General features: G+C 67.0%; 23 protein-coding genes. 15 read left to right on the top strand and 8 right to left on the bottom strand.

Going from position 1 to position 24,095, the window contains the following annotated elements; all coding sequences use genetic code 11:
• Positions 1–9 precede the first annotated feature (9 nt).
• The 5 genes from G6N50_RS14125 to G6N50_RS29390 all read left to right on the top strand — a co-directional run bounded on the left by G6N50_RS14125 (position 10) and on the right by G6N50_RS29390 (position 6,670).
• The gene (locus tag G6N50_RS14125; RefSeq protein WP_083097853.1) at positions 10–642 is read left to right on the top strand and encodes a ComF family protein; all 633 of its coding nucleotides are present in this window, start codon (positions 10–12) and stop codon (positions 640–642) included.
• A gap of 335 nt (positions 643–977) precedes the next feature.
• The gene (gene hpf / locus G6N50_RS14120; RefSeq protein ID WP_083097851.1) at positions 978–1,652 is read left to right on the top strand and encodes a ribosome hibernation-promoting factor, HPF/YfiA family; all 675 of its coding nucleotides are present in this window, start codon (positions 978–980) and stop codon (positions 1,650–1,652) included.
• Positions 1,653–1,744: 92 nt separating this feature from the next.
• Complete coding sequence (gene secA / locus G6N50_RS14115; RefSeq protein ID WP_083097850.1) at positions 1,745–4,576, top strand: preprotein translocase subunit SecA; 2,832 nt, start codon at positions 1,745–1,747, stop codon at positions 4,574–4,576.
• A gap of 195 nt (positions 4,577–4,771) precedes the next feature.
• On the top strand, positions 4,772–6,328 hold the full coding sequence (locus tag G6N50_RS14110; protein WP_083097848.1) for an HD domain-containing phosphohydrolase: 1,557 nt from the start codon (positions 4,772–4,774) through the stop codon (positions 6,326–6,328).
• A gap of 45 nt (positions 6,329–6,373) precedes the next feature.
• On the top strand, positions 6,374–6,670 hold the full coding sequence (locus tag G6N50_RS29390) for a hypothetical protein (RefSeq protein WP_232068756.1): 297 nt from the start codon (positions 6,374–6,376) through the stop codon (positions 6,668–6,670).
• A 108-nt stretch (positions 6,671–6,778) separates the two neighbouring features.
• Here the strand turns inward: G6N50_RS29390 and G6N50_RS14100 are convergent, their stop codons facing one another.
• A complete protein-coding gene (locus G6N50_RS14100; RefSeq protein WP_083097844.1) occupies positions 6,779–8,482 on the bottom strand; it encodes an ABC transporter ATP-binding protein/permease in 1,704 nt (567 codons plus the stop codon).
• Positions 8,483–8,725: 243 nt separating this feature from the next.
• On the opposite strand from G6N50_RS14100, the gene mddA reads away from it, so the two are divergent.
• Positions 8,726–9,511 carry a methanethiol S-methyltransferase gene (mddA, locus tag G6N50_RS14095; RefSeq protein WP_083097842.1) on the top strand — a complete coding sequence of 262 codons (786 nt, stop codon included), beginning with the start codon at positions 8,726–8,728 and terminating at the stop codon, positions 9,509–9,511.
• On the opposite strand, the gene G6N50_RS14090 is transcribed toward mddA, so the two are convergent.
• Complete coding sequence (locus tag G6N50_RS14090) at positions 9,508–9,978, bottom strand: SRPBCC family protein (protein ID WP_083097840.1); 471 nt, start codon at positions 9,976–9,978, stop codon at positions 9,508–9,510. The two genes, mddA and G6N50_RS14090, sit on opposite strands and share 4 nt — an antisense overlap.
• A 41-nt stretch (positions 9,979–10,019) precedes the next feature.
• On the opposite strand from G6N50_RS14090, the gene G6N50_RS14085 reads away from it, so the two are divergent.
• Together G6N50_RS14085 and G6N50_RS14080 are read left to right on the top strand one after the other, a co-directional pair.
• Positions 10,020–10,502 (top strand): cation:proton antiporter regulatory subunit, encoded by a 483-nt coding sequence (locus G6N50_RS14085; RefSeq protein ID WP_083097838.1) that lies wholly within the window; start codon positions 10,020–10,022, stop codon positions 10,500–10,502.
• 4 nt (positions 10,503–10,506) lie between these two features.
• Positions 10,507–11,658 carry a cation:proton antiporter gene (locus G6N50_RS14080; protein WP_083097836.1) on the top strand — a complete coding sequence of 384 codons (1,152 nt, stop codon included), beginning with the start codon at positions 10,507–10,509 and terminating at the stop codon, positions 11,656–11,658.
• Between the two features lie 23 nt (positions 11,659–11,681).
• Here the strand turns inward: G6N50_RS14080 and G6N50_RS14075 are convergent, their stop codons facing one another.
• A complete protein-coding gene (locus G6N50_RS14075; protein ID WP_083097920.1) occupies positions 11,682–12,206 on the bottom strand; it encodes an Rv3235 family protein in 525 nt (174 codons plus the stop codon).
• Between the two features lie 256 nt (positions 12,207–12,462).
• Here G6N50_RS14075 and G6N50_RS28995 point away from each other — a divergent pair, with 256 nt between their 5' ends.
• The 5 genes from G6N50_RS28995 (at position 12,463) to G6N50_RS14050 (ending at position 17,979) form a co-directional block, all read left to right on the top strand.
• The gene (locus tag G6N50_RS28995) at positions 12,463–13,881 is read left to right on the top strand and encodes a WS/DGAT/MGAT family O-acyltransferase (protein WP_083097835.1); all 1,419 of its coding nucleotides are present in this window, start codon (positions 12,463–12,465) and stop codon (positions 13,879–13,881) included.
• Positions 13,882–13,922: 41 nt separating this feature from the next.
• A complete protein-coding gene (ppk2, locus tag G6N50_RS14065) occupies positions 13,923–14,786 on the top strand; it encodes a polyphosphate kinase 2 (protein ID WP_083097833.1) in 864 nt (287 codons plus the stop codon).
• A complete protein-coding gene (locus tag G6N50_RS14060) occupies positions 14,783–15,313 on the top strand; it encodes a DUF6912 family protein (protein ID WP_083097831.1) in 531 nt (176 codons plus the stop codon). Before ppk2 ends, G6N50_RS14060 begins: the two co-directional genes overlap by 4 nt.
• A 137-nt stretch (positions 15,314–15,450) precedes the next feature.
• Positions 15,451–16,611, top strand: a complete 1,161-nt coding sequence (locus G6N50_RS14055; protein WP_083097918.1) for a ferredoxin reductase — start codon at positions 15,451–15,453, stop codon at positions 16,609–16,611.
• A gap of 84 nt (positions 16,612–16,695) precedes the next feature.
• Positions 16,696–17,979 (top strand): fatty acid desaturase family protein, encoded by a 1,284-nt coding sequence (locus G6N50_RS14050; RefSeq protein ID WP_083097829.1) that lies wholly within the window; start codon positions 16,696–16,698, stop codon positions 17,977–17,979.
• Positions 17,980–18,006: 27 nt separating this feature from the next.
• On the opposite strand, the gene G6N50_RS14045 is transcribed toward G6N50_RS14050, so the two are convergent.
• From G6N50_RS14045 to G6N50_RS14030, 4 genes are all read right to left on the bottom strand, one after another.
• Positions 18,007–18,882, bottom strand: a complete 876-nt coding sequence (locus G6N50_RS14045) for an ABC transporter substrate-binding protein (RefSeq protein WP_083097827.1) — start codon at positions 18,880–18,882, stop codon at positions 18,007–18,009.
• Positions 18,883–18,926: 44 nt separating this feature from the next.
• On the bottom strand, positions 18,927–19,709 hold the full coding sequence (locus tag G6N50_RS14040; protein ID WP_232068754.1) for an SDR family NAD(P)-dependent oxidoreductase: 783 nt from the start codon (positions 19,707–19,709) through the stop codon (positions 18,927–18,929).
• A gap of 96 nt (positions 19,710–19,805) precedes the next feature.
• A complete protein-coding gene (locus G6N50_RS14035) occupies positions 19,806–20,630 on the bottom strand; it encodes a hypothetical protein (protein WP_083097825.1) in 825 nt (274 codons plus the stop codon).
• Positions 20,627–21,232 carry a TetR/AcrR family transcriptional regulator gene (locus G6N50_RS14030; RefSeq protein ID WP_083097823.1) on the bottom strand — a complete coding sequence of 202 codons (606 nt, stop codon included), beginning with the start codon at positions 21,230–21,232 and terminating at the stop codon, positions 20,627–20,629. Before G6N50_RS14030 ends, G6N50_RS14035 begins: the two co-directional genes overlap by 4 nt.
• A 182-nt stretch (positions 21,233–21,414) precedes the next feature.
• Here G6N50_RS14030 and G6N50_RS14025 point away from each other — a divergent pair, with 182 nt between their 5' ends.
• Together G6N50_RS14025 and G6N50_RS14020 are read left to right on the top strand one after the other, a co-directional pair.
• Complete coding sequence (locus tag G6N50_RS14025) at positions 21,415–22,563, top strand: hypothetical protein (protein ID WP_083097821.1); 1,149 nt, start codon at positions 21,415–21,417, stop codon at positions 22,561–22,563.
• On the top strand, positions 22,560–22,925 hold the full coding sequence (locus tag G6N50_RS14020; protein WP_232068753.1) for a metal-dependent hydrolase: 366 nt from the start codon (positions 22,560–22,562) through the stop codon (positions 22,923–22,925). The genes G6N50_RS14025 and G6N50_RS14020 overlap by 4 nt, the downstream gene beginning before the upstream one ends.
• On the opposite strand, the gene G6N50_RS14015 is transcribed toward G6N50_RS14020, so the two are convergent.
• A complete protein-coding gene (locus G6N50_RS14015) occupies positions 22,871–24,082 on the bottom strand; it encodes a cytochrome P450 (RefSeq protein ID WP_083097819.1) in 1,212 nt (403 codons plus the stop codon). The two genes, G6N50_RS14020 and G6N50_RS14015, sit on opposite strands and share 55 nt — an antisense overlap.
• Positions 24,083–24,095 lie beyond the last annotated feature (13 nt).

Below are 24,095 nucleotides of genomic sequence, written 5' to 3'. Positions count from 1 at the left end.
ACTGGCGTCATGCTCGACTTGTTCCTGCCGGCCGAATGCGGCGGCTGCGGGGCGCCGGCGACCCGCTGGTGCGACGCGTGCGCCGTCGAGCTGGCAGTGGCCGCCGGCCAACCGCACGTGGTGAACCCGCGCATCGACCCCGAGGTCCCGGTGTTCGCGCTCGGCCGCTACGCCAACGTCCGCCGGCACGCGATCCTGGCGCTCAAGGAACACGGACGCGCCGACCTGGTCGCGCCGCTGGCGCGTGCGCTGGCCGTCGGGGTGCACCGGCTGCTGTCGTGGGGGATCGTAGCGACCCCGCTGACCGTCGTGCCCGCACCGACCCGGCGTTCGGCTGCGCGTCGGCGCGGCGGTGATCCCGTCGCCCGGCTGGTGCGCGCCGCGATGGCAGGGCATCCGGACATCGCCGTCGCGCCGGCGTTGCGGCTCAGGGCGCTGACGCGTGACTCGGTGGGCCTGGGCACCGCCGCGCGCCAGCGCAACATCACCGGCCGGGTAGTGCTGCGCGGTCGGCCGCCGCGCACCGAGGTGTTGCTCGTCGACGACATCGTCACCACCGGCGCGACGGCGCGAGAATCGGTGCGGACCCTGCACGCCGCCGGGGTCCGGGTGACCGCGGTGCTGGCGATCGCCGCCGTATGAACCGGGCGCGGCTTCCACCAAACCCATGAACAGGCCAAGAGGTTGTGAAGAACTCGCAACAGCTCGACCAAATCAGTGGCATCGGCAGGCGAACAAGAGCTAACGTCGAGAACAACGAAGAACGACTCATCGGTCTGCCTCACTGGTCGCTGATTTTCCAGTTGAGACCCATTCGCGGGAAGGGGTGAGTAATCGACACCTTGCACCGGCGGGCAGCCTGCGGCGGTAGCCAGTCTCGAACCGCTCCCACCTCGTCGGCGCATTGAGCAGCCGGGCACGCAGGGCGCGTGCGACGTGAAAAGAGAAACGAGTTGTCACGTATGTCAAGGCTATCCGTGGATTCCGGTCAGATTCTGGACCAACCGCCCGTCACCGATGGGCAAGCCCCGCCGACAACCACCGCCGATGTTGTGTTCAAGGGCCGCAACGTAGAAATCCCCGATCATTACCGTCTGTACGTCTCGCAAAAACTCGCCCGTCTCGAGCGGTTCGATCGCTCCATCTATCTCTTCGATGTCGAGCTCAAGCACGCACCCAACCGGCGTCAGCGCAAATCTTGTCAACGCGTGGAGATCACCGCCCGCGGCCGGGGTCCGGTGACCCGGGCGGAGGCCTGCGCGAACAGTTTCTACGCCGCATTCGAGTCCGCGGTCGACAAGCTGGAGAACCGGCTGCGCCGCGTGAAGGATCGCCGCAAGGTTCACTATGGGGACAAGACCCCGGTGTCACTGGCGGCCGCCACCGCGGTACCCCCTCCCGCCCCGTCGAGCAGTGCACCGCCGTCCGCCGAGCACGGTGCACCAGTCGATGGCGCCGAGACGGACCACGAGCCCGGGCGCATCGTGCGGACCAAGGAACACCCGGCCACGCCGATGACGGTCGACGACGCGCTCTACGAGATGGAGCTCGTCGGGCACGACTTCTTCTTGTTCCACGACAAGCAGACCGAACGGCCGTGCGTGGTCTATCGCCGCCACGGTTACGACTACGGCCTGATCCGGCTGGGCTGATCAGGCTCTTCCGCCGTTAGGCGGCCGCCGGGGCGTCGTCGCCTACCATGGGAGTCGCTCAATCAAGACTCCTACCAACAGGGGACATAGCTGTGCTGTCGAAGTTGCTGCGCCTCGGCGAAGGTCGCATGCTCAAGCGTCTCAAGCGGGTGTCTGACTATGTCAACACCCTGTCGGACGAGATCGAGAAGCTCACCGACGCCGAGTTGCGGGCTAAGACCGACGAGTTGAAGAAGCGGCACGCCGACGGCGAAAGCCTCGACGACCTGCTGCCCGAGGCCTTCGCGGTGGCCCGGGAGGCGGCCTGGCGGGTGCTCGACCAGCGCCCCTTCGACGTCCAGGTGATGGGCGCGGCGGCGCTGCACTTCGGCAACGTCGCCGAGATGAAGACCGGTGAGGGCAAGACCCTGACCTCGGTGCTGCCGGCCTACCTCAACGGCATCGGCGGCAACGGCGTGCACGTCGTCACCGTCAACGACTACCTGGCCAAACGTGACAGCGAGTGGATGGGCCGGGTGCACCGCTTCCTCGGCCTGGACGTCGGCGTGATCCTCGCCCAGATGACGCCCGACGAGCGCCGGGTGGCTTACAACGCCGACATCACCTACGGCACCAACAACGAGTTCGGGTTCGACTACCTGCGCGACAACATGGCGCATTCGCTCGACGACCTGGTCCAGCGCGGGCACAACTTCGCCATCGTCGACGAGGTCGACTCCATCCTGATCGACGAGGCCCGCACCCCGCTGATCATCTCGGGACCCGCCGACGGCGCCTCCAACTGGTATCTCGAGTTCGCCCGGTTGGCGCCGCTGATGGAGAAGGACACCCACTACGAGGTGGACCTGCGCAAACGCACCGTTGGTGTGCACGAACTCGGCGTGGAGTTCGTCGAGGACCAGCTCGGTATCGACAACCTCTACGAGGCCGCCAACTCGCCGCTGGTCAGCTACCTCAACAATGCGCTGAAGGCCAAGGAGCTGTTCAACCGCGACAAGGACTACATCGTCCGCGACGGCGAGGTTCTGATCGTCGACGAGTTCACCGGCCGCGTCCTCTACGGCCGCCGCTACAACGAGGGCATGCACCAGGCCATCGAGGCCAAGGAGCACGTCGAGATCAAGGCCGAGAACCAGACGCTGGCCACCATCACCCTGCAGAACTACTTCCGGCTCTACGACAAGCTGGCCGGCATGACGGGTACCGCCCAGACCGAGGCGGCCGAGCTGCACGAGATCTACAAGCTCGGCGTGGTGCCCATCCCGACGAACAAGCCGATGATCCGCGCCGACCAGTCCGACCTGATCTACAAGACCGAGGAAGCCAAGTACATCGCGGTGGTCGACGACGTCGTCGAGCGCTACGAGAAGGGCCAGCCGGTGCTGATCGGTACCACCAGCGTCGAGCGCTCGGAGTATCTGTCGCGGCAGTTCCAGAAGCGCCGCGTGCCGCACAACGTGCTGAACGCGAAGTTCCACGAGCAGGAGGCGACCATCGTCGCCGTCGCCGGCCGCCGCGGCGGCATCACCGTGGCCACCAACATGGCCGGCCGCGGTACCGACATCGTGCTGGGCGGCAACGCCGACTTCCTCACCGACCAGCGGCTGCGGGAGCGGGGCCTGGATCCGGTCGAGACGCCCGACGAGTACGACGCCGCCTGGCACGAGGAACTGCCCAAGGTCAAGGAGGAGGTCAGCGCCGAGGCCGCCGAGGTGATCGAGGCCGGCGGCCTGTACGTGCTGGGCACCGAGCGCCACGAGTCGCGCCGCATCGACAACCAGTTGCGCGGCCGCTCGGGCCGGCAGGGCGATCCGGGGGAGTCGCGGTTCTACCTCTCGCTGGGCGACGAACTCATGCGCCGGTTCAACGGCGCCGCGCTGGAGGCGATGCTCAACCGGCTGAACCTGCCCGACGACGTGCCCATCGAGGCCAAGATGGTCACCCGCGCTATCAAGAGCGCCCAGACCCAGGTCGAGCAGCAGAACTTCGAGGTCCGCAAGAACGTCCTGAAGTACGACGAGGTGATGAACCAGCAGCGCAAGGTGATCTACGCCGAGCGCCGCCGCATCCTGGAGGGCGAGAACCTCAAGGAGCAGGCGCTGGACATGGTCCGCGACGTGGTCACCGCCTATGTCGACGGCGCGACCGCCGACGGCTACGCCGAGGACTGGGATCTGGAAGCGCTGTGGACGGCGCTGAAGACGCTGTACCCGGTCGGCATCAGCCACGAGACGCTCACGCATCACGACGCGGACTCCGACCGCGACGACCTCACCCGTGAGGAGTTGCTCGAGGCGCTGGTCAAAGACGCCGAAAACGCTTATGCCGCAAGGGAAGCCGAGCTCGAGGAGATCGCGGGCGAGGGCGCGATGCGTCAGCTGGAACGCAACGTGCTGCTCAACGTCATCGACCGCAAATGGCGCGAGCACCTCTACGAGATGGACTACCTCAAAGAGGGCATCGGGCTGCGCGCGATGGCGCAGCGCGATCCGCTGGTGGAATACCAGCGCGAGGGCTACGACATGTTCATGGCGATGCTGGACGGCATGAAGGAGGAGTCGGTCGGATTCCTGTTCAATGTCACCGTCGAGGCGGTGCCCAGCCCGCAGGTCGCGCCGGTCCAGACGCCGGAGGGGCTGCAGGAATTCGCCACTGCCGCCGCCGGTCAGCAGGGCGGTGCGGCGACGGCCGTGCGCGAAGAGGCACCACCCCAGTTGCGCGCCAAGGGAATTGACAACGAGGCGCCGGCCATGACCTACTCCGGACCGTCGGAGGACGGCTCGGCGGCGGTGCAGCGCAACGGCGGCGACGGCGCGAAGGCGCCGGCCGGGGTCCCCGGGGGCGCCAGCCGGCGCGAGCGGCGCGCGGCGGCGCGGCAACAGGGCCGCGGCGCCAAGCCGCCCAAGTCGGTCAAGCGGCGCTAGCCGCGCCATCTGACCGGAGGCGCCCTGCGCCGAGTGTGAAGCTGCCTTCACGTTCGGCGCCGAGCGTGCGACTAGCTTCACGCTCGGCGACGGCATGCGGCTGGCAACCCCCATGCCCTAGGCTTATCAGGCATCGGCCTCCGTGTGGCTACACCGACGCTGCAGCCCTGACTGGTCGAGAAAGGGGCGAGTTCCATGCCCTTCGGCGGAGCCGTGTCGCGGACCGAGGTCCTGGCGGCGCTATCGCTGGCGATCGACCTTGGGCTTGGGCAGCCGATGGATCACATGCTCCGGTCGGCGGCGATGGGCTCGAGGCTGGCCGAGCGGCTCGGGCTCGATGAGCGTGACCGGGGGACGGTTTTTTATACGGGCCTGGTGATGTGGATTGGTTGCCACGCCGACTCGCACGAATATGCGCGGTGGTTCGGCGACGACATCGCGGTGCGACGGGCCAGCCACTACATCGACTGGTCCGGCGCGCCGTACCGGCGTTTTCTGGTGAGCAACCTGGGCCGGGGGGCGAGTCTGCCGAAACGAGCCCGGTTGGCGGCCAAGGTTTTCTGGGATGCCCGCGGGAATCTCGGCGGGTTGGTGCAGTCGCATTGCCTGTCGGCCGCACTCCTCGCCGAGGAGATCGGGCTGGGCGCCGATGTGGGTGAGGCCCTGCCCTACGCGTACGAACGTTGGGACGGCAACGGGCTTCCGGACGGGGCGGTGGGAAGCCAGATACCGGTGGCGATGCGGGTGGCGCAGCTCGCCGACATCGCCGAGGTGCACCATCGCGCGTTCGGCGCGAGCGCCGCGATCGCGGAGGTTCGCCGCCGCAGCGGCAAACAATTCGACCCGGACATCGTCGCGGCGTTCACCGCGGCCGCCGACGACCTGCTGCGCGAGAACGAAGACGTGTGGTCGACCGCCGCCGGCCTGGCGCCGGATCCGGGTGAGCCGCTGAGCGATCCCGCGCTGGACCGACTCCTGTGCGCGATGGGGGATTTCGCGGATCTGAAATGCCCCTTCACGCTTGGTCATTCGCGCGCCGTGGCGCAGCTGGCGGAAAACGCCGGGAAGTGCGCCGGCCTCGCGCCCGACGATATCGACGTCCTGCGCCGCGCGGGCTACGTTCACGATCTCGGTCGGATCGGCGTGTCGAACAGGGTGTGGGAAAAGCCGGGTGAACTGACCCACGCGGAGCGTGAGCGCGTGCACCTGCATCCCTATCTGACCGGCCGGATCCTGGCCCGGGTCGGCGGACTGAAGGCCGTCCGGGAAGTCGCGGTGAACCATCACGAACGCCTGGACGGTTCGGGTTATCCGAACGGTCTGCGGGGCGAGGACCTGTCCGTCTGCGACCGTCTGCTCGCCGCTGCCGAAAGTTATTGCGCTTCAATGGAACCACGGCCGTATCGCGATGCACGGGACGGCGACGCCGCGGCCAGGCAACTGCGAAGTGAGGCAGCCGGCGGGCGCCTCGACGGCGACGCCGTCGAAGCCGTGCTGGAGGCCGCGGGCCACCGTCCGTCGCGCCGAGCCGCCAGGCCGGCCGGGCTGACTCGGCGCGAGGCCGAGGTGTTGGTCCTCGTCGCACAGGGGTTGTCCAACCGGCAGATCGCCTCGGCGCTTTGGATTTCCGAGAAGACCGTGCGCAATCACGTCGAGCACATCTATGCCAAGATCGGGGTCTCGAACCGGATCGGGGCCAGCCTGTACGCGACCCGGCACGGCCTGACCGGAAGCGCGAGCCCACCCGACTAGAGGGAACTCGCCAAACGGGCGGACGTTTTGGGGCGGATGCCCCATGTGCGTCCGGCGGATCCGGGGCGACCATTTCCGCATGATCAGCGGTGGCCGTCGCCAAGCAATCCTGCGCCCCTCTCCCAACCCGGGTTCACGCGGCGGTCGCGGTACGTTGCCGAACCGCGACGAGATCGACTACGCCGGTATCGGCAACGGGCCATCGAGGCGGTCGGGTACGGCACACCGGGTGGACCCTGGCTGGACGTCGGCGTCGCCGTGCACGCGGGCGTTGCCTACGTCGGCAACGTCGGCGAGGCCGTCGTCGACGAAATGACCGCCCACATGCACGGCGCACGCTGAACCTGCGGGGACACGACGAGCCGGTCAACGTCTTCGTCCATAAGTCCTGAACTCAACGCCCGGGCCCGCGACCTCTGCTGAGCGTCGCGGGCCCGGAACGCGCGGCCGTCACCGCCGAGATGCGCCGGGCCGGGAGCGACGGTGCAGTACCCAGGCGGTGGCCAGCGTGAGCGCGACGGCGAACGAGGCCAGCGCGATCAGACTGGCCGCGGTGCCGCCCTGGAAGGTGCTGCGGTAGGCGGACATCGCCGGCAGCGTGGCGGTGTAGCGGTCGAGCCCCAGGTCGCGGCCGAGCGCATCGAAGGCGTGACGGTTGGACAGGACCAGGCTCATCATCCGTCCGGGGGTCGCCATCCGGTCGACGGGGACGATTGCGCCACCGAACAACACCTGCGGGAAGCACAGCATCGGCAGGGCGAGGGCCGCCTGCGCGGCGTTGGAGACGGCGGCCGAGGCGAGCAGTCCCAGCGCCAGCGCCGAGGTCGCTTCGACCAGGATCGTCGCGAACAGCGAGGCGTACACATCCCATCCGGCGGCGGGGAGCCGACCGAGTGCGCGCAGCACAACCAGCAGCACTGCGCTCACTCCCGCCAGAACCGGAAGCAGCGCGGTCACTTTCGAAGCCACGTAAGCGCCCACGCTGAGCCCGGCCAGGCGTTCGCGACGGAAAACGGCCATCTCGCCGACGATTTGGAGCAGGCCGTAGGTCAGGCCGAAGAAGAAGCCGTCGAAAGCTATCCAGAACACGATCTGGGCCGGGCCGACGCCGGCCGCGCTGCCCGCATCGAACTCGCCGCGTTTGAACAGCGTCGCCATCATCGCCGTCACCAGGACGGGCGAGCCGAGCAGGATCGCCAGGGTCAGCCGATTGCGCGCCAGGACATCGACATTGCGCCGCGTGAGGAGCCACCATTGCCGAACCACACCCGTGCCCTTGACGCCGGACGGGGTGGGCGTCGCGGACCGTGGAGTCGAGCCGCCGCGGTTTGCCGAATTCGCGCGGCTCGCCGCGAGCCGCTCCGCCCAGATGCTTGGCGTGTGCTCGCCGGACAGTCGCTCGTACACCTCGGCGAGGGTGTCCACCCCGAAGTAGCGCCGCGCCGCGGCCGGGCTGCCGGTGAAGGCCAGGTGGCCGTCGCGAGCCAGGAACACGACCCGGTCGCACCGGTCGATGCCGGCCGGTTCGTGTGTGGTCAGAACGACGGTGACACCGCGTTCGCTGAGCCGGCGCAGGAGGCGCATCACTTCGGCCGCGGTGGAGGGATCGAGTCCCGAGGTGGGTTCGTCGAGGAAGAAGAGGCGGGGCCGGGTCAGCAGCTCCACGGCGATGCTGGCCCGCTTGCGTTGACCGCCGGACAGCGCGCGCACCGGCACGTCGGCCCGATCGGCCAGGTCGAGGTCGGCCAGGGTCTCCTCGACGACCCGGTCCGCCTCCGCCGCGGACGTGCCCGCGGGAAGGCGGAGCAGGGCCGCGTAGTGCAGCGTGCGGCGCAGGGGCATCTCCTGGTGGATGATGTCGTCCTGGGGCACGTAGCCGACGCGGGAGTCGACGCGCGGACGGCGAAGAACGCCGTCATGCCGAAGCTCCCCGGCGCTCGGCGGTTGCAGGCCCGCGAGGACCTCCAGCAAGGTGGTCTTGCCCGCCCCGCTGCCGCCGGCGATCGCGACCAATTCGCCCGGTTCCACCGACAGCGACAGTGTGTGGAGGAGCTGGCGCCCACCCACCCGCCGGCTGATGTCGATCGCGTCGACCCGCGCGCCGCCGGGCGCTCTTGCCGCGTGATCCGGTCGCTGAGTGCCGAGCCGATCCATTGTCGCTGCGGTGCATGTCGATTCGGTCATGATCTGGCCTCCGTGCCTCTCGAAGTGGCTTTGTCCTGGCCGATCATCGGTCTGGGGCGTCCGTGCTCGCATGAGGCGTTTGCCTCAAATCGCCGAGTCCGTCGACGGGGACGCGCGTCGACATGGACTAGTCAAAATTGGCTAGGGCCCGGCAGGAAAAAATGAGGCAAATGGCCCATAGGCGAGCGCCCGCCGGCAGCCCACACTTGGCCTATGAAGCGATACTTGACGGTCGGTTACGGCGCCGGCGCATACCTGATGTTTCTCGCCGCATTCTTATATCTCGTCGCTTTCGTGGCCGGGCGCTGGGTGCCGCGCACCGTCGATCACGGGCTCTCCGCGCCCATCGGCCAGGCGGTACTGGTCAACGTGCTGCTGGTTGCCGCGTTCGGCGCCCAGCACAGTGTGATGGCGCGGCCGGCGTTCAAGGCGTGGTGGACGCGATTCGTGCCGGCGTCGATCGAGCGCAGCACGTACGTGGTGCTGTCAAGCGCTGTGCTGGTGCTGCTGTATTGGCAATGGCGGACGATGCCGGCCGTCATCTGGGACGTGCGGCTGCCGGCCGGGCGTCTGGCGCTGTGGACGTTGTTCTGGCTGGGCTGGGCGATCGCGCTGGCCTCGACCTTCATGGTCAGCCACTTCGATCTGTTCGGCCTTCGGCAGGTGTATCTGGCGTGGCGCGGAAAGCCGTACACCCACATAGGTTTTCGCGCTCGGCTGCTCTACCGCCTGGTGCGCCATCCGCTCATGCTCGGCTTCCTCATCGCCTTCTGGGCGACGCCGACCATGACGGCCGGACACCTGCTCTTCTCGATCGGCATGACGAGTTACATCCTGATCGCGGTGCAATTGGAGGAGCGCGATCTGGTCACGGTGCTCGGCGATGAGTACCACGAGTACCGCCGCAGTGTGTCGATGCTGGTGCCCTTCACCCGTCGGCAGCAACGCCGGCTTCGTCGGCAACCGGCTCAACCGGCCCAACCGGCCGGCCAGCTTTAGCTTTCGAGCAGCGCGGCGATCCGCTCCAGCGTCGCGGCCATGCCCTGTTCGGTTTGACGTGGGATCGAACCGCTGGTGATCATCCGCTTCTGCTTGTCGCGTGACACGTCCCAGGTTTCGCGCACCAGCGTGCCGGCGCCGCCTTCGGCCGGTGTCAGTTCGTAGCGCCAGATGCGGCCGCCGACCAGGCCCCCCATCCCGAAGGTCTGCCACGCGATGCGGCGGTCCGGTTCGTACTCGATGACGGTGTTGGTGGTGCGGTAGGGCAGGAACAGCGTCTCCTTGCGGCCCCGCATGGCCATCGAAAATTTCGAACCCGCCGTCAGGGGGATCGATTTCTCCGACGCGTGGTTCACCGATCCCGAGCCGTCGAAGCTGGCGTGTTTGCCGGCGTCGGCCAGCAACGCGAAGATCGCGCTCGGCGGCGCCTTGATGACACGCTCGACGCTGACCGTGTTTCCATCCATCCGGTTACAGTGGCGCTGGGCGACCTGTCAGGATTGACGGTATGGATGTCAAGGAGGTCCTGCTTCCCGGGGTCGGTCTCCGCTACGAATTCACCGATCAACGTGGTGACCGCATCGGCATCATCGCGCGGCGGAGCGGCGATTTCGACGTGGTCGTGTATGCCCGCGAGGATCCGGACGAGGCCCGGCCGCTGCTGCACCTCAGCGACCAGGAGGCCGAGGCCGTGGCCCAGATCCTGGGAGCGCCGCGGATCGCCGAGCGGTTCACCGAGCTGGCGCGGGAAATACCGGGGCTCGAGACGGGGCAGGTGCACATCCCGGCCGACAGCCCCTTCGCGGATCATGCGCTGGGCGACACCCAGGCCCGCACCCGAACCGGGGCGTCCATCGTGGCGATCGTGCGCAACGAGGAAGTGCTCGCCTCGCCCGGCCCCGCCGAAATGCTGCACGCCCAAGACGTTCTGATCGTGATCGGCACCGAAGAGGGCATCGCGAGCGTCGAGAAAATTATCGACAAAGGTTGAGCCGGTGCAGATTTCGGGGACGCTGCTGCTGCAACTCGGCGCCCTCCTGGCCACCTTGGCCGTATTGGGCGCCGCCGCACGCCGTTTCGCGTTGTCGCCGATACCCGTGTACCTGCTGGCGGGCCTGGCCCTGGGCAAGGGCGGGATTCTTCCGCTGGCCGCAGGGGGGCAGTTCATCACGACCAGCGCGCCCATCGGCGTGGTGTTACTGCTGCTGACCCTGGGGTGCGAGTTCTCGGCCGCCGAATTCTCCAGCAGCATGCGCCACCACCTGCCGTCCGCGGCGGTCGACATCGTCCTCAACGCCGCGCCCGGTGCAATCGCCGGCTGGCTACTGGGATTGGACGGCGTGGCGATCCTGTGCCTGGCCGGCGTCACCTACATCTCCTCGTCGGGCGTCATCGCCCGATTGCTGGAGGACCTGCACCGGCTCGGTAACCGCGAAACGCCGTCGGTGCTGTCGGTGCTGGTGCTCGAGGATTTCGCGATGGCCGCCTACCTGCCGCTGTTCGCGGTCCTGGCATCCGGTGGCGGATGGCTGCGCGCCGTCGGTGGCATGGTCGTGGCGGTGGGCGCCCTGGTGGCGGCGTTCGCCGCCTCCTACCGGTGGGGCCATCACGTGGACCGGCTGGTGGAACATCCCGACTCCGAACAATTAATGCTGCGGGTGCTGGGCATCACCCTGATCGTCGCGGCGGTGGCCGAGTCCCTGCATGCCTCAGCCGCGGTCGGCGCGTTCCTGGTCGGCCTCACCCTGACCGGCGAGACGGCCGAGCGGGCCCGCCAGGTGCTGGGCCCGCTGCGCGACCTGTTCGCCGCAATCTTTTTCCTGGCGATCGGGTACTCGGTGGACCCGCACGAGCTGGTTCCGATGCTTCCGGTGGCGCTGATCCTGGCCGTGGCGACGGCGGCGACCAAGGTGGCCACCGGGATCTTCGCGGCCCGCCACGACGGGGTGGCGCGGCGCGGGCAGCTGCGCGCGGGCACCGCGCTGATCGCCCGCGGCGAGTTCTCGTTGATCATCATCGGCTTGGCCGGCAAGTCGCTGCCCGCCGTCGCGGCGCTGGCGACGTCCTACGTCTTCATCATGGCGATCGTGGGGCCCGTGCTCACCCGCTATGCCGGCGGCCCGCGGCCGGCCGGCGCGGCGATCTGACCTGCGGCCTTCGACTGACGGCATCAACCGATGTGCAGGGCCACCACCATCCACCGGGTTCCGCCCGCCCCGCTGACCTGTTCGACCCGGCAGGCGATGGCGTGGATCCGGTTCCCGCGGCTGTAGGAACCGAAGACTTCGGCCGCCGAGTCCGGGTCGCGGTGGCCGGCCGGCTGCAGCCGCATGCGGCGCAACACCGCGGCACCTCGGTTCCCGCCCCCGTGACCCGCGGCCGAACGGGCAACCGAGGCCACCGAATCCACCAGGCTGGGCGCCAGCAGCGGATTCAACTGGGCGGCGGGACGGCGACGGTCGATGACCTCCAGCACCCGGCGCAGCGCCGCGTCGGCGAAGACGGCCGCCTGGCGCAGCCGCGCGGATATGACCGCGCCGGAATCCGGTGCCGCGGGCCTGCTGGGGGCCCCGGTGTAGCCCCGGGGCGGCAAGTGGCCGCTGCGGCGACGCAACGGCGGGCGCGAGGGTTGTCGGCACTGTGGGACGGTGCGCGGCGCGTCCTGCGTCGGCGGCTCATAGTCGACGACTGGTATGACGGTGAAAGCGCCGGATGGATTCGCAGGATTAGTGTTCAACGCGCACTCTCCAAGTCTTCGGCCGGACCTTCAAGCCTGCTGGAGAGGGGCAGACAGTGGTTAGTCAGTGGTCATCATGGCACAACTCGACCGCACGCGTACCCACGCTGACTTGTGCGCGGGCACCCGATTACCGTGGGCGGGACATCGGGTTTCGGGCCGCCCAGGGCCCCCCGGCGCGGCGGCGACGAACTGACCAGGAGGACAGCGCCACATGGTGAGTCGCTTGTCCCCGCCGGACGCGTCGTTCTACCGCCTGGAAAACACCGCGACCCCCATGTACGTCGGATCGCTGTCGATCCTGCGCCGCCCCCGTGCCGGCTTGAGTTATGAGACGCTGCTGGCCACGGTCGAGCAGCGGCTGCCGCAGATACCGCGCTACCGGCAGAAGGTCCGGCAAGTGCCGGTCGGCACCGCCCGGCCGGTGTGGATCGACGACAACGACTTCGACATCACCTATCACGTCCGGCGCTCGGCGTTGCCCTCTCCGGGCAGTGACGAGCAGCTGCACGAGCTGATCGCGCGGCTGGCCGCGCGCCCGCTGGACAAAACGCGCCCGCTCTGGGAGATGTACCTGGTCGAAGGCCTGTCCAAGAACCGGGTCGCCCTCTACACCAAATCGCATCAGGCGCTGATCAACGGCATGTCGGCGCTGGAGATCAACCACGTCATCGCCGATCGGACCAAGCGCCCGGCGCCGTTTCCCGAGGACATCTGGATACCGGAGCGCGACCCCGGGAACACCCGGCTGCTGCTGGGTGCGATCAGTGAGTGGGTCGTGGGCCCGGGCGCCCAGCTGCAGGCCGTCGGGTCGATGATCGGCGGCCTGGTGACCAACCACGGCGAGCTGCTCGACGCCGGCCGCCGCGCCGTCGATTTCGTGCGGACGGTGGCCCGGGGCACCGCGCCCAGCAGTCCGCTCAACGCCACCGTGTCGCGGCACCGCCGATTCACCGTCGCGCGCGGCAGCCTCGACGATTACCGCGCCGTGCGGGCGCGCTACGACTGCGACGTCAACGACGTGGTGCTGGCGGTGATCGCCGGCGCGCTGGGCAACTGGCTGATGTCGCGCGGGGTGGCGGTGTCGCCGACCGCGACGGTGCGCGCGATGGCGCCGCTGTCGGTGTACGACGACGGCCTCGACGCGAACGGCCCCGGTCAGGCGATCAGCCAGGTGGTGCCGTTCCTGGTCGATCTGCCGGTTGGGGAGCCCAACGCCGTGGTGCGGTTGTCGCAGATCGCGCACGCCACCGAGTCGAACCCGACGGCCGCCCAACTGGTGGACGCCAGGACGATCGTCACGCTGTCGGGTTTTGCCCCACCGACGCTGCACGCCATGGGCATCCGGGTGGCGACCAGCTTCCCGAGCTTCTCCAGGCGCACGTTCAACCTGCTGATCACCAACGCCCCCGGCGCCCAGTCGCAGATGTACATTGCCGGCACCAAACTGCTGGAGACCTACGCGGTGCCGCCGCTGCTGCACAATCAGGCGCTGGCCATCGGTGTGTCGTCGTACAACGGCGAGTTGTATTACGGAATCAACGCCGACCGCGAAGCGATGAGCGATGTCGAACTGCTGCCCGGACTGCTCAATCAAGCGCTCGAAGAATTGCTGGAGGCCTCCCGGTCTTAGTCGGCAGTGAAAACCCCTGCGTGGGGCTATTATTCGTTGATGTGAGCACCGCAAAAGGCGACGGAGCGCCGGCGAAGCCGGCGAAATCAACGGCGCCGAACACGCACAAGATTCCCGATGAGGTATATCAAGCCGAATTGTTCAGGCTGCAAACGGAATTGGTGAAGTTGCAAGAGTGGGTGCGCTACGCCGGCCAACGTCTCGTGATCATCTTCGAAGGCCGCGACGGAGCGGGCAAGGGCGGAACCATCAAGAGGATCACCGAATACCTCAACCCGCGCGTCGCCGGCATCGTTGCGCTGCCCGCGCCGACCGATCGTGAACGCGGTCAGTGGTATTACCAGCGCTACATCGCCCACCTTCCCGCCAAAGGGGAAATAGTGCTGTTCGATCGGTCTTGGTACAACCGCGCCGGCGTGGAGAAAGTCATGGGATTCTGCACGCCGCAGGAGTATGTGCTGTTTTTGCGGCAAACCCCGATCTTCGAGCAGATGTTGATCGATGACGGGATACTGCTGCGCAAGTATTGGTTTTCGGTCTCCGAGGCCGAGCAGTTGCGCCGATTCAGGGCGCGGCGCAATGACCCTGTTCGGCAATGGAAACTCAGTCCTATGGACACGGAATCGCTGTATCGGCGCGAGGATTATTCGCGCGCCAAGGACGAGATGATGGTGCACACCGATACCCCGGTCAGCCCGTGGTACGTCGTGGAATCGGACATCAAGAAGCACGCGCGGTTGAACATGATGGCGCACCTGCTGTCTACGATCGAGTACCACGACGTCGAGCGGCCGCACGTCAAACTGCCCAAAGAACCGGTGGTGAGCGGGAACTACCAACGCCCGCCGCGTGAACTGTCCAAGTACGTCGACGACTACGCGGCCACGCTGATCGGGGATTCATGACGATCGTCTACATCCCCGCCACGGTGCCCATGTTGGCGCAGCTCGTCGCCGACGGCTCGTTGTGGCCGGTCAACGGCACGGCGTTCGCCCTGACGCCGATGTTGCGCGAGGCCTACGCCGAGGGCGACGACGACGAGCTCGCCGACGTCGCACTGCGCGAGGCGGCGCTGGCGTCGCTGCGTCTGCTGGCGGCCGGGGAGGCCGAAGCGGCGGAAGGGGCCGGCGCGTCATCGGAATCCCTGCCGCCCCGACGCGCGGTGCTGGCCGCCGAGGTCGAGGACGTCACGTACCGTCCCGACCTCGACGACGCGGTGGTCAGGCTGGCCGGGCCGGTCGCAATCGGCGACGTGATCGCCGCCTACGTCGACAACGCCGGGGCCGAACCGGCGGTGGCGAGGGCCATCGAGGCCGTCGACGCCGCCGACCTGGGCGATGAGGACGCCGACCTGATCGTCGGCGATGCGCAAGACCACGATCTGGCCTGGTACGCCAACCAGGAGCTGCCATTCCTGCTCGAACTGATGTGACGCCGAATGTGAGGCATTCCGGGCCTCAGCACTAGCTACTGAACCGTAGGTTACGGTACCGTAGGTTTCGTGAAGCGCACAGAATCGATCACAATGTGAGCGTCAGTCACACGCCGCGTAGTGAGCAGGAGCTTCCCCTGGGCAGACGTAACCCATCCATCACGGGCAACGTCGTCGACACCACACGACCTGTAGTCGCCGGCGCGAACCGGCATCCCGGCTGGCACGCGCTGCGCAAGCTCGCCGCGCGCATCACGACGCCGCTGTTGCCGGATGACTACCTGCATCTGGCCAATCCGCTGTGGTCGGCGCGCGAACTGCGGGGCCGGATCCTGCAGGTGCGCCGTGAGACGGAGGACTCCGCGACCCTGGTCATCAAACCGGGCTGGGGCTTTGACTTCGACTACCAGCCGGGCCAGTACATCGGCATCGGACTGCTGATGGACGGGCGCTGGCGCTGGCGGTCGTATTCGCTCACGTCGACCCCGGGCGCCGGGGGCGCTCGTTCCGGCTCCGGTTCGGCGCGCACCGTGACCATCACCGTGAAAGCGATGCCCGAGGGGTTCCTGTCGTCGCACCTGGTGGCCGGAGTCGAGCCGGGCACCATTGTCCGGCTGGCCGCGCCGCAGGGCAACTTCGTGCTGCCCGATCCGGCGCCCGCGTCGATCCTGTTTCTCACCGCCGGCTCCGGCATCACGCCGGTGATGTCGATGCTGCGAACCCTGGTGCGCCGCAACCAAATCGGTGATATCGTCCACCTGCATTCGGCGCCCACCGAGTCCGACGTGATGTTTCGTGCCGAGTTGGCCGCGCTGGCCGCGGAGCACCCCGGCTACCGGATGCGGCTGCGCGAAACGCGCACACAGGGCCGGCTCGACCTTTCCATGCTGGACGAACAGGTGCCGGACTGGCGTGAACGCCAGACCTGGGCCTGCGGTCCGGAAGGCATGCTCGCCGAGGCCGAGCGGGTGTGGTCGGCCGCGGGCGCCGGGGAACGCCTGCACCTGGAACGGTTCGCGGTGTCCAGGGCCGCACCCACCGGTGCCGGGGGCTCGGTCACCTTCGCCCGGAGCGGCCGCACCGTCGCCGCCGACGCGGCGACGTCGTTGATGGATGCCGGCGAGGGCGCCGGGGTGCAGATGCCCTTCGGGTGCCGGATGGGGATCTGCCAGTCCTGCGTGGTCAGCCTGGTGGAGGGTCACGTGCGCGACCTGCGAACGGGCGTCGAACACGACCCCGGAACGCGGATCCAGACATGCGTGTCGGCCGCGTCCGGCGATTGCGCACTCGACATATAAAGGCTACTCACAGGTAACCTACGGACTCGTAGGTTACGATAACGTAGGTAAGTCACCGATTGCATGACCGTAGGGAGGCAAGAGATGGCTATCACGGACGTTGACGTATTCGCACATCTGACGGACGCCGACATCGAAAGCCTTGCCGTCGAACTCGATGCCATCCGCCAGGACGTGGAAGACTCGCGCGGCGCGCGGGACGCCCGCTACATCCGCCGCACCATCGCGGCCCAGCGCGCGCTGGAGGTGACGGGCCGGCTGCTGCTGGCCGCCAGTTCGCGGCGCTCGGCCTGGTGGGCGGGGACGGTGACCCTGGGCGTGGCCAAGATCGTCGAGAACATGGAGATCGGCCACAACGTCATGCACGGCCAGTGGGACTGGATGAACGACCCGGAGATTCACTCCTCGACGTGGGAGTGGGACATGAGCGGGTCGTCGAAGCACTGGCGCTACACCCACAACTTCGTGCACCACAAGTACACCAACATCCTCGGGATGGACGACGACGTCGGCTACGGCCTGCTGCGCGTCACCCGCGACCAGCGCTGGAAGCGCTTCAACATCTTCAACCTGGTGTACAACACCCTGCTCGCGCTGCTGTTCGAGTGGGGCGTCGGCCTGCAGCACGTGGAGCTCGGCAAGATCGCCAAGCGCCGCATGGACAACGGCGAAGCCCGGCAACGGGTGGACGAGTTCCTGGCCAAGGCCGGCCGCCAGGTGCTCAAGGACTATGTCGCGTTCCCGGCGCTGACCTCGCTGTCGCCCGGCGCCACCTACATGTCCACGTTGAAGGCCAACGCGCTCGCCAACGTGATTCGCAACGTGTGGGCCAACGCGGTGATCTTCTGCGGCCATTTCCCTGACGGCGCAGAGAAATTCACCAAGACCGACATGATCGGCGAGACCAAGGGGCAGTGGTACCTGCGTCAGATGCTGGGCAGCGCCAACTTCGAGGCCGGCCCGGCGCTGCGCTTCATGAGCGGTAACCTGTGCCACCAGATCGAGCATCACCTGTACCCGGACCTGCCGAGCAACCGGCTGCACGAGATCTCGGTGCGGGTGCGTGAGGTGTGTGACAAGTACGACTTGCCTTACACCACAGGCTCTTTCCTGTTCCAGTACGCCAAGACGTGGCGCACGCTGGCCAAGCTTTCGCTGCCGAACTCCTACCTGCGCGACGACGCCGACAACGCGCCGGAGACGCGCAGCGAACGGATGTTCGCCGAGCTCGAGCCCGGCTTCCTGGGCACGGATCCGGCAACCGGTCGCCGTCGCGGTCTTAAGTCCGCGATTGCCGCGGTGCGTGGTTGGCGGCGCGGGAAGCGTGCGACCGCAGCGCGCAGTATTGACGACGGCCTCGCTGCCTAACTGCCCTTTGCCTTTTCGAATCTCCGGCTAAAGGCCGCCGTTGCCGCACTCATAGAAGTCCGTAGCGCCTATGGGTGCGACACCGAGTTCGCCGGCGACCGCGTCGATCGCCCGCTGCGCGATCCCCAGGTCAACCCGATAGCCGGGGGTGAAGTACGGGCCGACGTAGCGCTCGTAGTGCCGCTGCGCTTCATCGACGGTGAGCCGGTCGAGGAACCAGTTGATGTAATCGACTGCACGGCTTGGCTGTTCGGCGAGTAGCCGCAGCGCGCGCTGATTGGCCCGCAGCAGGGCCCGCAGCGCGGGGCTATCTGGTGGGAGGTGGGCAGGGTCCACGGCGACGCCCACGGTGGGGATCTGGAAATGATCGCCCACCCAGGCCAGCAGGTGAAACCCCTCTTCGGTGGCGACCTGTTCGGGGGACAGGGTGCTGCCCACGTAGGCGGCGTCGATCGAGCCGTCGCGCAGCCGCCGCAGGTCCATCTGGTAGTCACCCGGATGCCGCACCACACAGCGCAGGTCGCGGTCGGGGTCCAGGCCGTGCTTACGCAGTACGATCCGGGCGAAGGTGCCCGGTGGGTTGTCGGCGGCGTGCACGGCCAGTCGCCGCCCGCGAAGATCCGCCATGGACTTCACCTCGGCGTTGCCCAGAAACCAGAACAGCGGTCGATCGGTGTTGACGCTCAACGCTCTCCATCCGATTCCGTCGTGAAGTCGCGACAGCAGGGCCCGGCCCAGGCCGATCACCGCGCCGTGGCGCAGCCGCTCGGCTGTCCAGCCGATTCCGTCGTGGATGGCGACGTGGACACCCTCGTCCTGGTAGTAGCCTTCCTGGTCGGCGACGTGGGCGACCAGTTCCTCGTGAATGCCACGCCCGACGTAGGCGAGATCGATCGCGTGCACGCCGCATCCCCTTTCCGAGGGCCCCTAGGGCCCGTAGCCGAAGGTCAATCCATGGCGAGGCCGCCGTTGACCTCCATGCAGTGGCCGGTGATGAAGCCCGAATCGTCGCCGGCCAGGAACGCCACCGTCTTGGCCACCTCCTCGGGGCTCACCAGCCGTCCCATCGGATTTGTCGCGGCGAGCTTATGCACTTCCTCGGGTGTCAACAACGCGTTCGCCGTGGGATCGGCCACCGTGGCGGGCGAGACGAGGTTGGCGGTGATCTGGTGCTGAGCCAGCTCGAGGGCGACGTACCGGACGAACTGGTCCATCGCCGCCTTGGCGGTGCCCACCGTGATCATTCCCTGCCGGGGCCGGCGGGACAACACCGTGGTGAGATAGACCAGCCGGCCATAGTTTCGCGAAATCATGTCGGGTACAACGGCTTTGGTCACCAGGAAGGCGGCATGCAGCTCTCGGTCCAGTTTGCCGCCGAGCTGCTCCCAGCTCAGGTCCGCGAACGAGGTGACATCGTAGGGAATTAACGCGTTGTGCACGAGTACGTCGACCGCGCCCCACTTTTCATTGGTTTCGTCGACCATTGCGGCGACATCGTCGGGTGCGGTGACATCGGCTCGGATCGCGATCGCCTCACCACCGGCGGCGGTGGCGGCCGCGACCACCCCGTCTGCTTCCCCGGTGCTGGACCGGTAGTTGACGACGACCCGAAATCCCTGCGCCGCCAAAACCATTGCGGTTGCCGCACCGATTCCGCGGGTGGCTCCGGTGATCACCGCGACACGGCCCATCAGCGTTACCTCCGTTGTGACGGTCAGGTGCGCAAGCAAGGCCGAACGATACTCCGGCGATATAACCCGGTAAAGGGCCGCAGTGGCTGCCCGGGCGTGGGGATCGACCTCGCGGCCCCGGCGAGCACACCCGCATCAGGGGTGTGTGACGAGATAGGTTTCGTTGCCCAGGTCGGCGGTGAGTTCGTCGACGTCGAAGGGCCGGTCGAGCCGCGCATGCAACGCCTTGGGATCGATGAGCAGGCTTATTTCTGCGGTCTGACGGGCGACGAGCCGGCCGATGAGCGGATAGATTCGGCGCATGATCGCCCGCTCGGCGGACGTGCAGCGCGACGCGCAGTAGCCGACGTGGCCGATTTCGTCGGTGAGGATTTCCCTGTAGAGCAGTTCGATGCGTTCGGCGACCTGGGGTTCGTCGGCGAAAAGCCTTCTGCCGGACCGGCGTAATTCGTCGAACATGATGCAGCCCGCCATCTCTGCGGCCCCGACGAACATGAAGCCGAGCCGTTCGGGCAGGAACACGTTCGCTTTGACGAACTGGCGCATCACGAAGGGCGGCGGGACGACTTGGAAGGTCAGATCGAACACGTCGAGAGCGTAGGCCAGCAGTCGGGTGTGGTAGTGCTCTTCCAGCTCGAGGTAGACGCGCTCGGGCGGCACGCTCTCGTCGCTGTTGCGGCCGTAGGTTTCGCCCAGCCCCACGCCGAACCGCTCCGCCTGATTGAGTTTGGCGGTCGCCAGGAGGAAGAGCATCTTGCCGTCCAGCCCGGGTTCCGGTCGCCGGCGGCGTAGGTTGCGCAGGAAGGTAGCTCGGTCGGCGGGATGGGCCGACCGGATGGGATTGGATTCGATGTCGCTGAAGAACTGTTCCCGATTGGCCAGCCGCCTGTTGAGTAGATCGGCTTCGCCGTCTCGCTTGGCCAGGAAGTCCCGGTAGCCCTCTATGCCCGTGTGGTTCATCGTTTCTCCATTCCTTTGACAATCGTTGTCACATAACGGCGTAACAGTGCGGCATCGTGTGCCCCGGTGGCCAGCAGCGCAAAAAGCCCGGTGAGAAAGAACGTCGCGAGTTCTGCCGCGTCGACGTCGGAGTTGACCCGCCCCGCGTCCTGGGCTCGACCAATGACGCCGACTAGGAATTGTCCGACGGGGTGTTGGGCGAACTCCTCTGCGACCGGACGGGTTGAGGAGAAATGCAATCCGAGCATGTCCCGGAAAACCGCTTCGCCCAAACGGCGTTCGGCGCTGAGCACATGACGCACCAATTGAGAGAGAACCGACTCCAGATCGCCCGTGGCGTCGCCGAATTCGCTGATGATCCGGGTCTCCTCGACGCGTTCCACCTCGATGAGCACATGCTCCTTGGTTGGGAAGTGGAAATAGAACGTCCCCCGGGCCACGCCCGCGTCGGCGACGATCGCGCTGACATCCGCGGCAGCCAGCCCGCGTCGCGAGATCTCGGCCAACGCCGCGTCGAACAAGCGCGCCCGGGTTTCCAGCCGGCGCGTTTCGCGGACGCCGCCGGCCGGCGATCCGGTTTCGGGTGCGCGAGATGACCCCATGGAGGCACGGTACGCCCAATGACTGACGGTCGTCAATGACGGGCGTCAGCGGGTGCCGGCCCGATGTTCGTCCTCTTCCGGTCGGTCGCCGGGACCGGGCTCGCACACTCGCCCGACATGTATCGTCAGCCTTTCGGTAAGCATGTATCCGCGTACGCACGCCACACTGAGGACGCCCACTGATGAGCGGTCAATGCAGCGACGACATCGAACGCATCGTGAACCGACTGGGGTTCAGCTGCGAACACGCGTCGCCGTGGATGACGCTGCGGAACCCGTTGCACTTGGCGAATTGGACGCTGCCGGTGCTCGAACTGCTTGTCGTCGCGGGTGCGGTGCTGGCGCTCTGGTGGGCTATCCGCCGGCTACACCGCGACAGGGACCCCGCCAGCATCGTGATCTGGTTCGCCACGGTCATCTACCTACTCATCGTCGAGCCGCCCCTGTACTTTCCCACCGTCTTCGGCGTCGACGACTCCATCGGTGCGGTCTTCGCGCACAACGTCTTCACGGTTCAGTTCATGTCTGACCGGCTGCCGATCTACATCGTCGCGCTGTACCCCGCGATGATGACGCTGGCCTACGAAGTGGTGCGCAGCCTGGGCGTGTTCCGGGATTGGGGCGCGACCGTCGGCGCCGTATGTGTGGGGTTCGTGCACAACTGCTTCTACGAGATCTTCGACCAGTTGGGTCCGCAACTGCGCTGGTGGGCGTGGAACACCGACAACGCGATCAACCATCCGATGCTGGCCTCGGTGCCGATGAGCAGCGTCTTGTTGTTCGCGACCGTGGGGCCGGCCTGCGTCGCAGTGTTCGCACAGCTGCTGGTGACCCGTCCCATCGAGCGCGGCCGACGGCTGAGCCGAATTGCCTTGATCGCGCGCACAATCGGCGTGGCCGCGTCGGTGCCGGTCGGGCTGGTCGTCGCCAATCTCCCGATCCTGCTGGCCGGTGGCGAGCATCCCGACAGCACACTGCGACGGACGCTGTACTACGTCATTCTCGGCGCGTTCGCCCTGGTGGCGATCCCTATCCTGTTGCGGCAGTGGCGCAACACCGCGTTCACGCCGAGCGCGCGCAATCCCTTCGTCGCGATCTTCGGGTCCGCCTTCTTGATCGTGCTCGCGGCGCTGTGGTTGTCGGCCATGCCCGACTACCTCAACGCCGCGCACGGCCTCACGCACGACGGAACACCCACCGGCAACCTGGCCTACGCGATGGTGTGCTTCCTGCTCGCCGTCGCGCTGACGATGTCGGTGACCATCCGCGCCGGCCGTCCATCGGCCCTCGCACGCCGGAAACAACCGGTCCGGCATGAGGTAACGCCATGACCGGCCTCGAGATTCGGCGCATCCGTTTCGATCTCGACGGCGACGTGCCCTTCGTTTGGAACGCGTACAACCACGCCTTCTCGACCTACATGAACGTGGTCTCGATCATGGCGATCTGCTTCGAGAAGATGCTCGTCTCCGCGGTGCGAGAGGCCATGCCGCGCATCACCGACACCGCGGTCGCAGGCGAGGCGGAAGCCTTCCTGCGGCAGGAGGCCCAACATGCCAACGCCCACCGCCAGCACCTGCGGGCGCTGATCCGGCGCCATCCCGGCCTGCAGAAAACCCTCGACGGGGATCGATGGATCTATTGGATGATCTTTACCGGCAACGTCTTCCAGCCGACGACGTTCGCCATGTGAACCCGTTCGCACCTGTCGAAGTCGACCTCGTATCGGGGCATGAAGTCGAGCAACTTGTCCAGCGCGATGGCGCTTTCCATGCGAGCGAGGGCGGCGCCAAGGCAACTGTGGATGCCGTATCCGAGGCCGAGATTCTGGGCCTCGGTGCGGTCTCGGTCGATTTCGAAAGTGTCGGCATCGGTCCACGCCAGGTGGTCACGGTTGGCAGACCCCCCAATCAGAAACACGGGGGCGCCTTCAGGAATCGTACGCCCGTGCAGCAAAACGTCTTTCGTGGTGACGCGCACGTTGTATTGCGCAGGTGCCTCGTACCGCAGCAATTCTTCGACCGCAGCGGGAATCCTGCTGCGATCGTCGAGCAGCTTCTGCCATTGGTGCGGGTGTCTGGCGAAGAGGTAGATCGCGCTGCCGACGAGCTTGGTCACGGTTTCGGCTCCCGCTCCGCCGAGCATCGTTGCGAATGCGGCGATTTCGATGTCGTCGAGTCGGGTCTTCTCGCCGTCATCACGGACCAAATCGGCTTCGCACAGCTTGGTTAGCAGATCATCTCTGGGCTCGGCGCGGCGCTGCTCGATCAGCCCGTAGTAATACATCGCGGTGTCGACGGAGGCCTGCGTGCCCTCCTCGGTCAGTTCGAGTTGCCCGATCTCGCGCGTCAAAGACAAGTCGACCCAGTGCCGCACCATTTGTGCGTCTTTCTCGGGCGCACCGAGCATGCTGGTGATGACTTCGACGGGAAACGGCGCGGCGAAGTCCCCGACGGCGTCGAATCCGTCGGGGTCGACCCGGCTGAGATATTTGGTGATCTTCGCGGTCGTCATTTCTTTCTGAGCCTGGATCGTTCGTGGTGTGAAAACCTTGTTGAGCAAGCTCCGCATGTCGCGATGGCTGGGAGGGTCCATCATGATGATCATTCGGGGGCCGGTGTCGACGGGTAGCCCGTTGCGGATCGAGGCGAGGTCCGTTCCGCGGGCCGACGAGTACGTCGCAGAGTCTTTGAACGCAGGCGCGACATCGGCATGGCGGGTCAGTGCATAGAAGTCGAGGTCGGCGTTGAAGTAGACCGGCTGCTCATCGCGCATGCGCCGATAGGTCTCGTAGGCCCCGTTGAAGAAGTCCTCCGAGAACGGATCGAAGACGATGTCCGTAGTCGTCATTGCGCGCTCCAGT

Source organism: Mycobacterium mantenii, assembly GCF_010731775.1.
Classification (GTDB): Bacteria; Actinomycetota; Actinomycetes; order Mycobacteriales; family Mycobacteriaceae; genus Mycobacterium; species Mycobacterium mantenii.
Note: the sequence above shows the minus strand (reverse complement) of the source record. Positions and strands in the feature narration are given on the sequence as shown.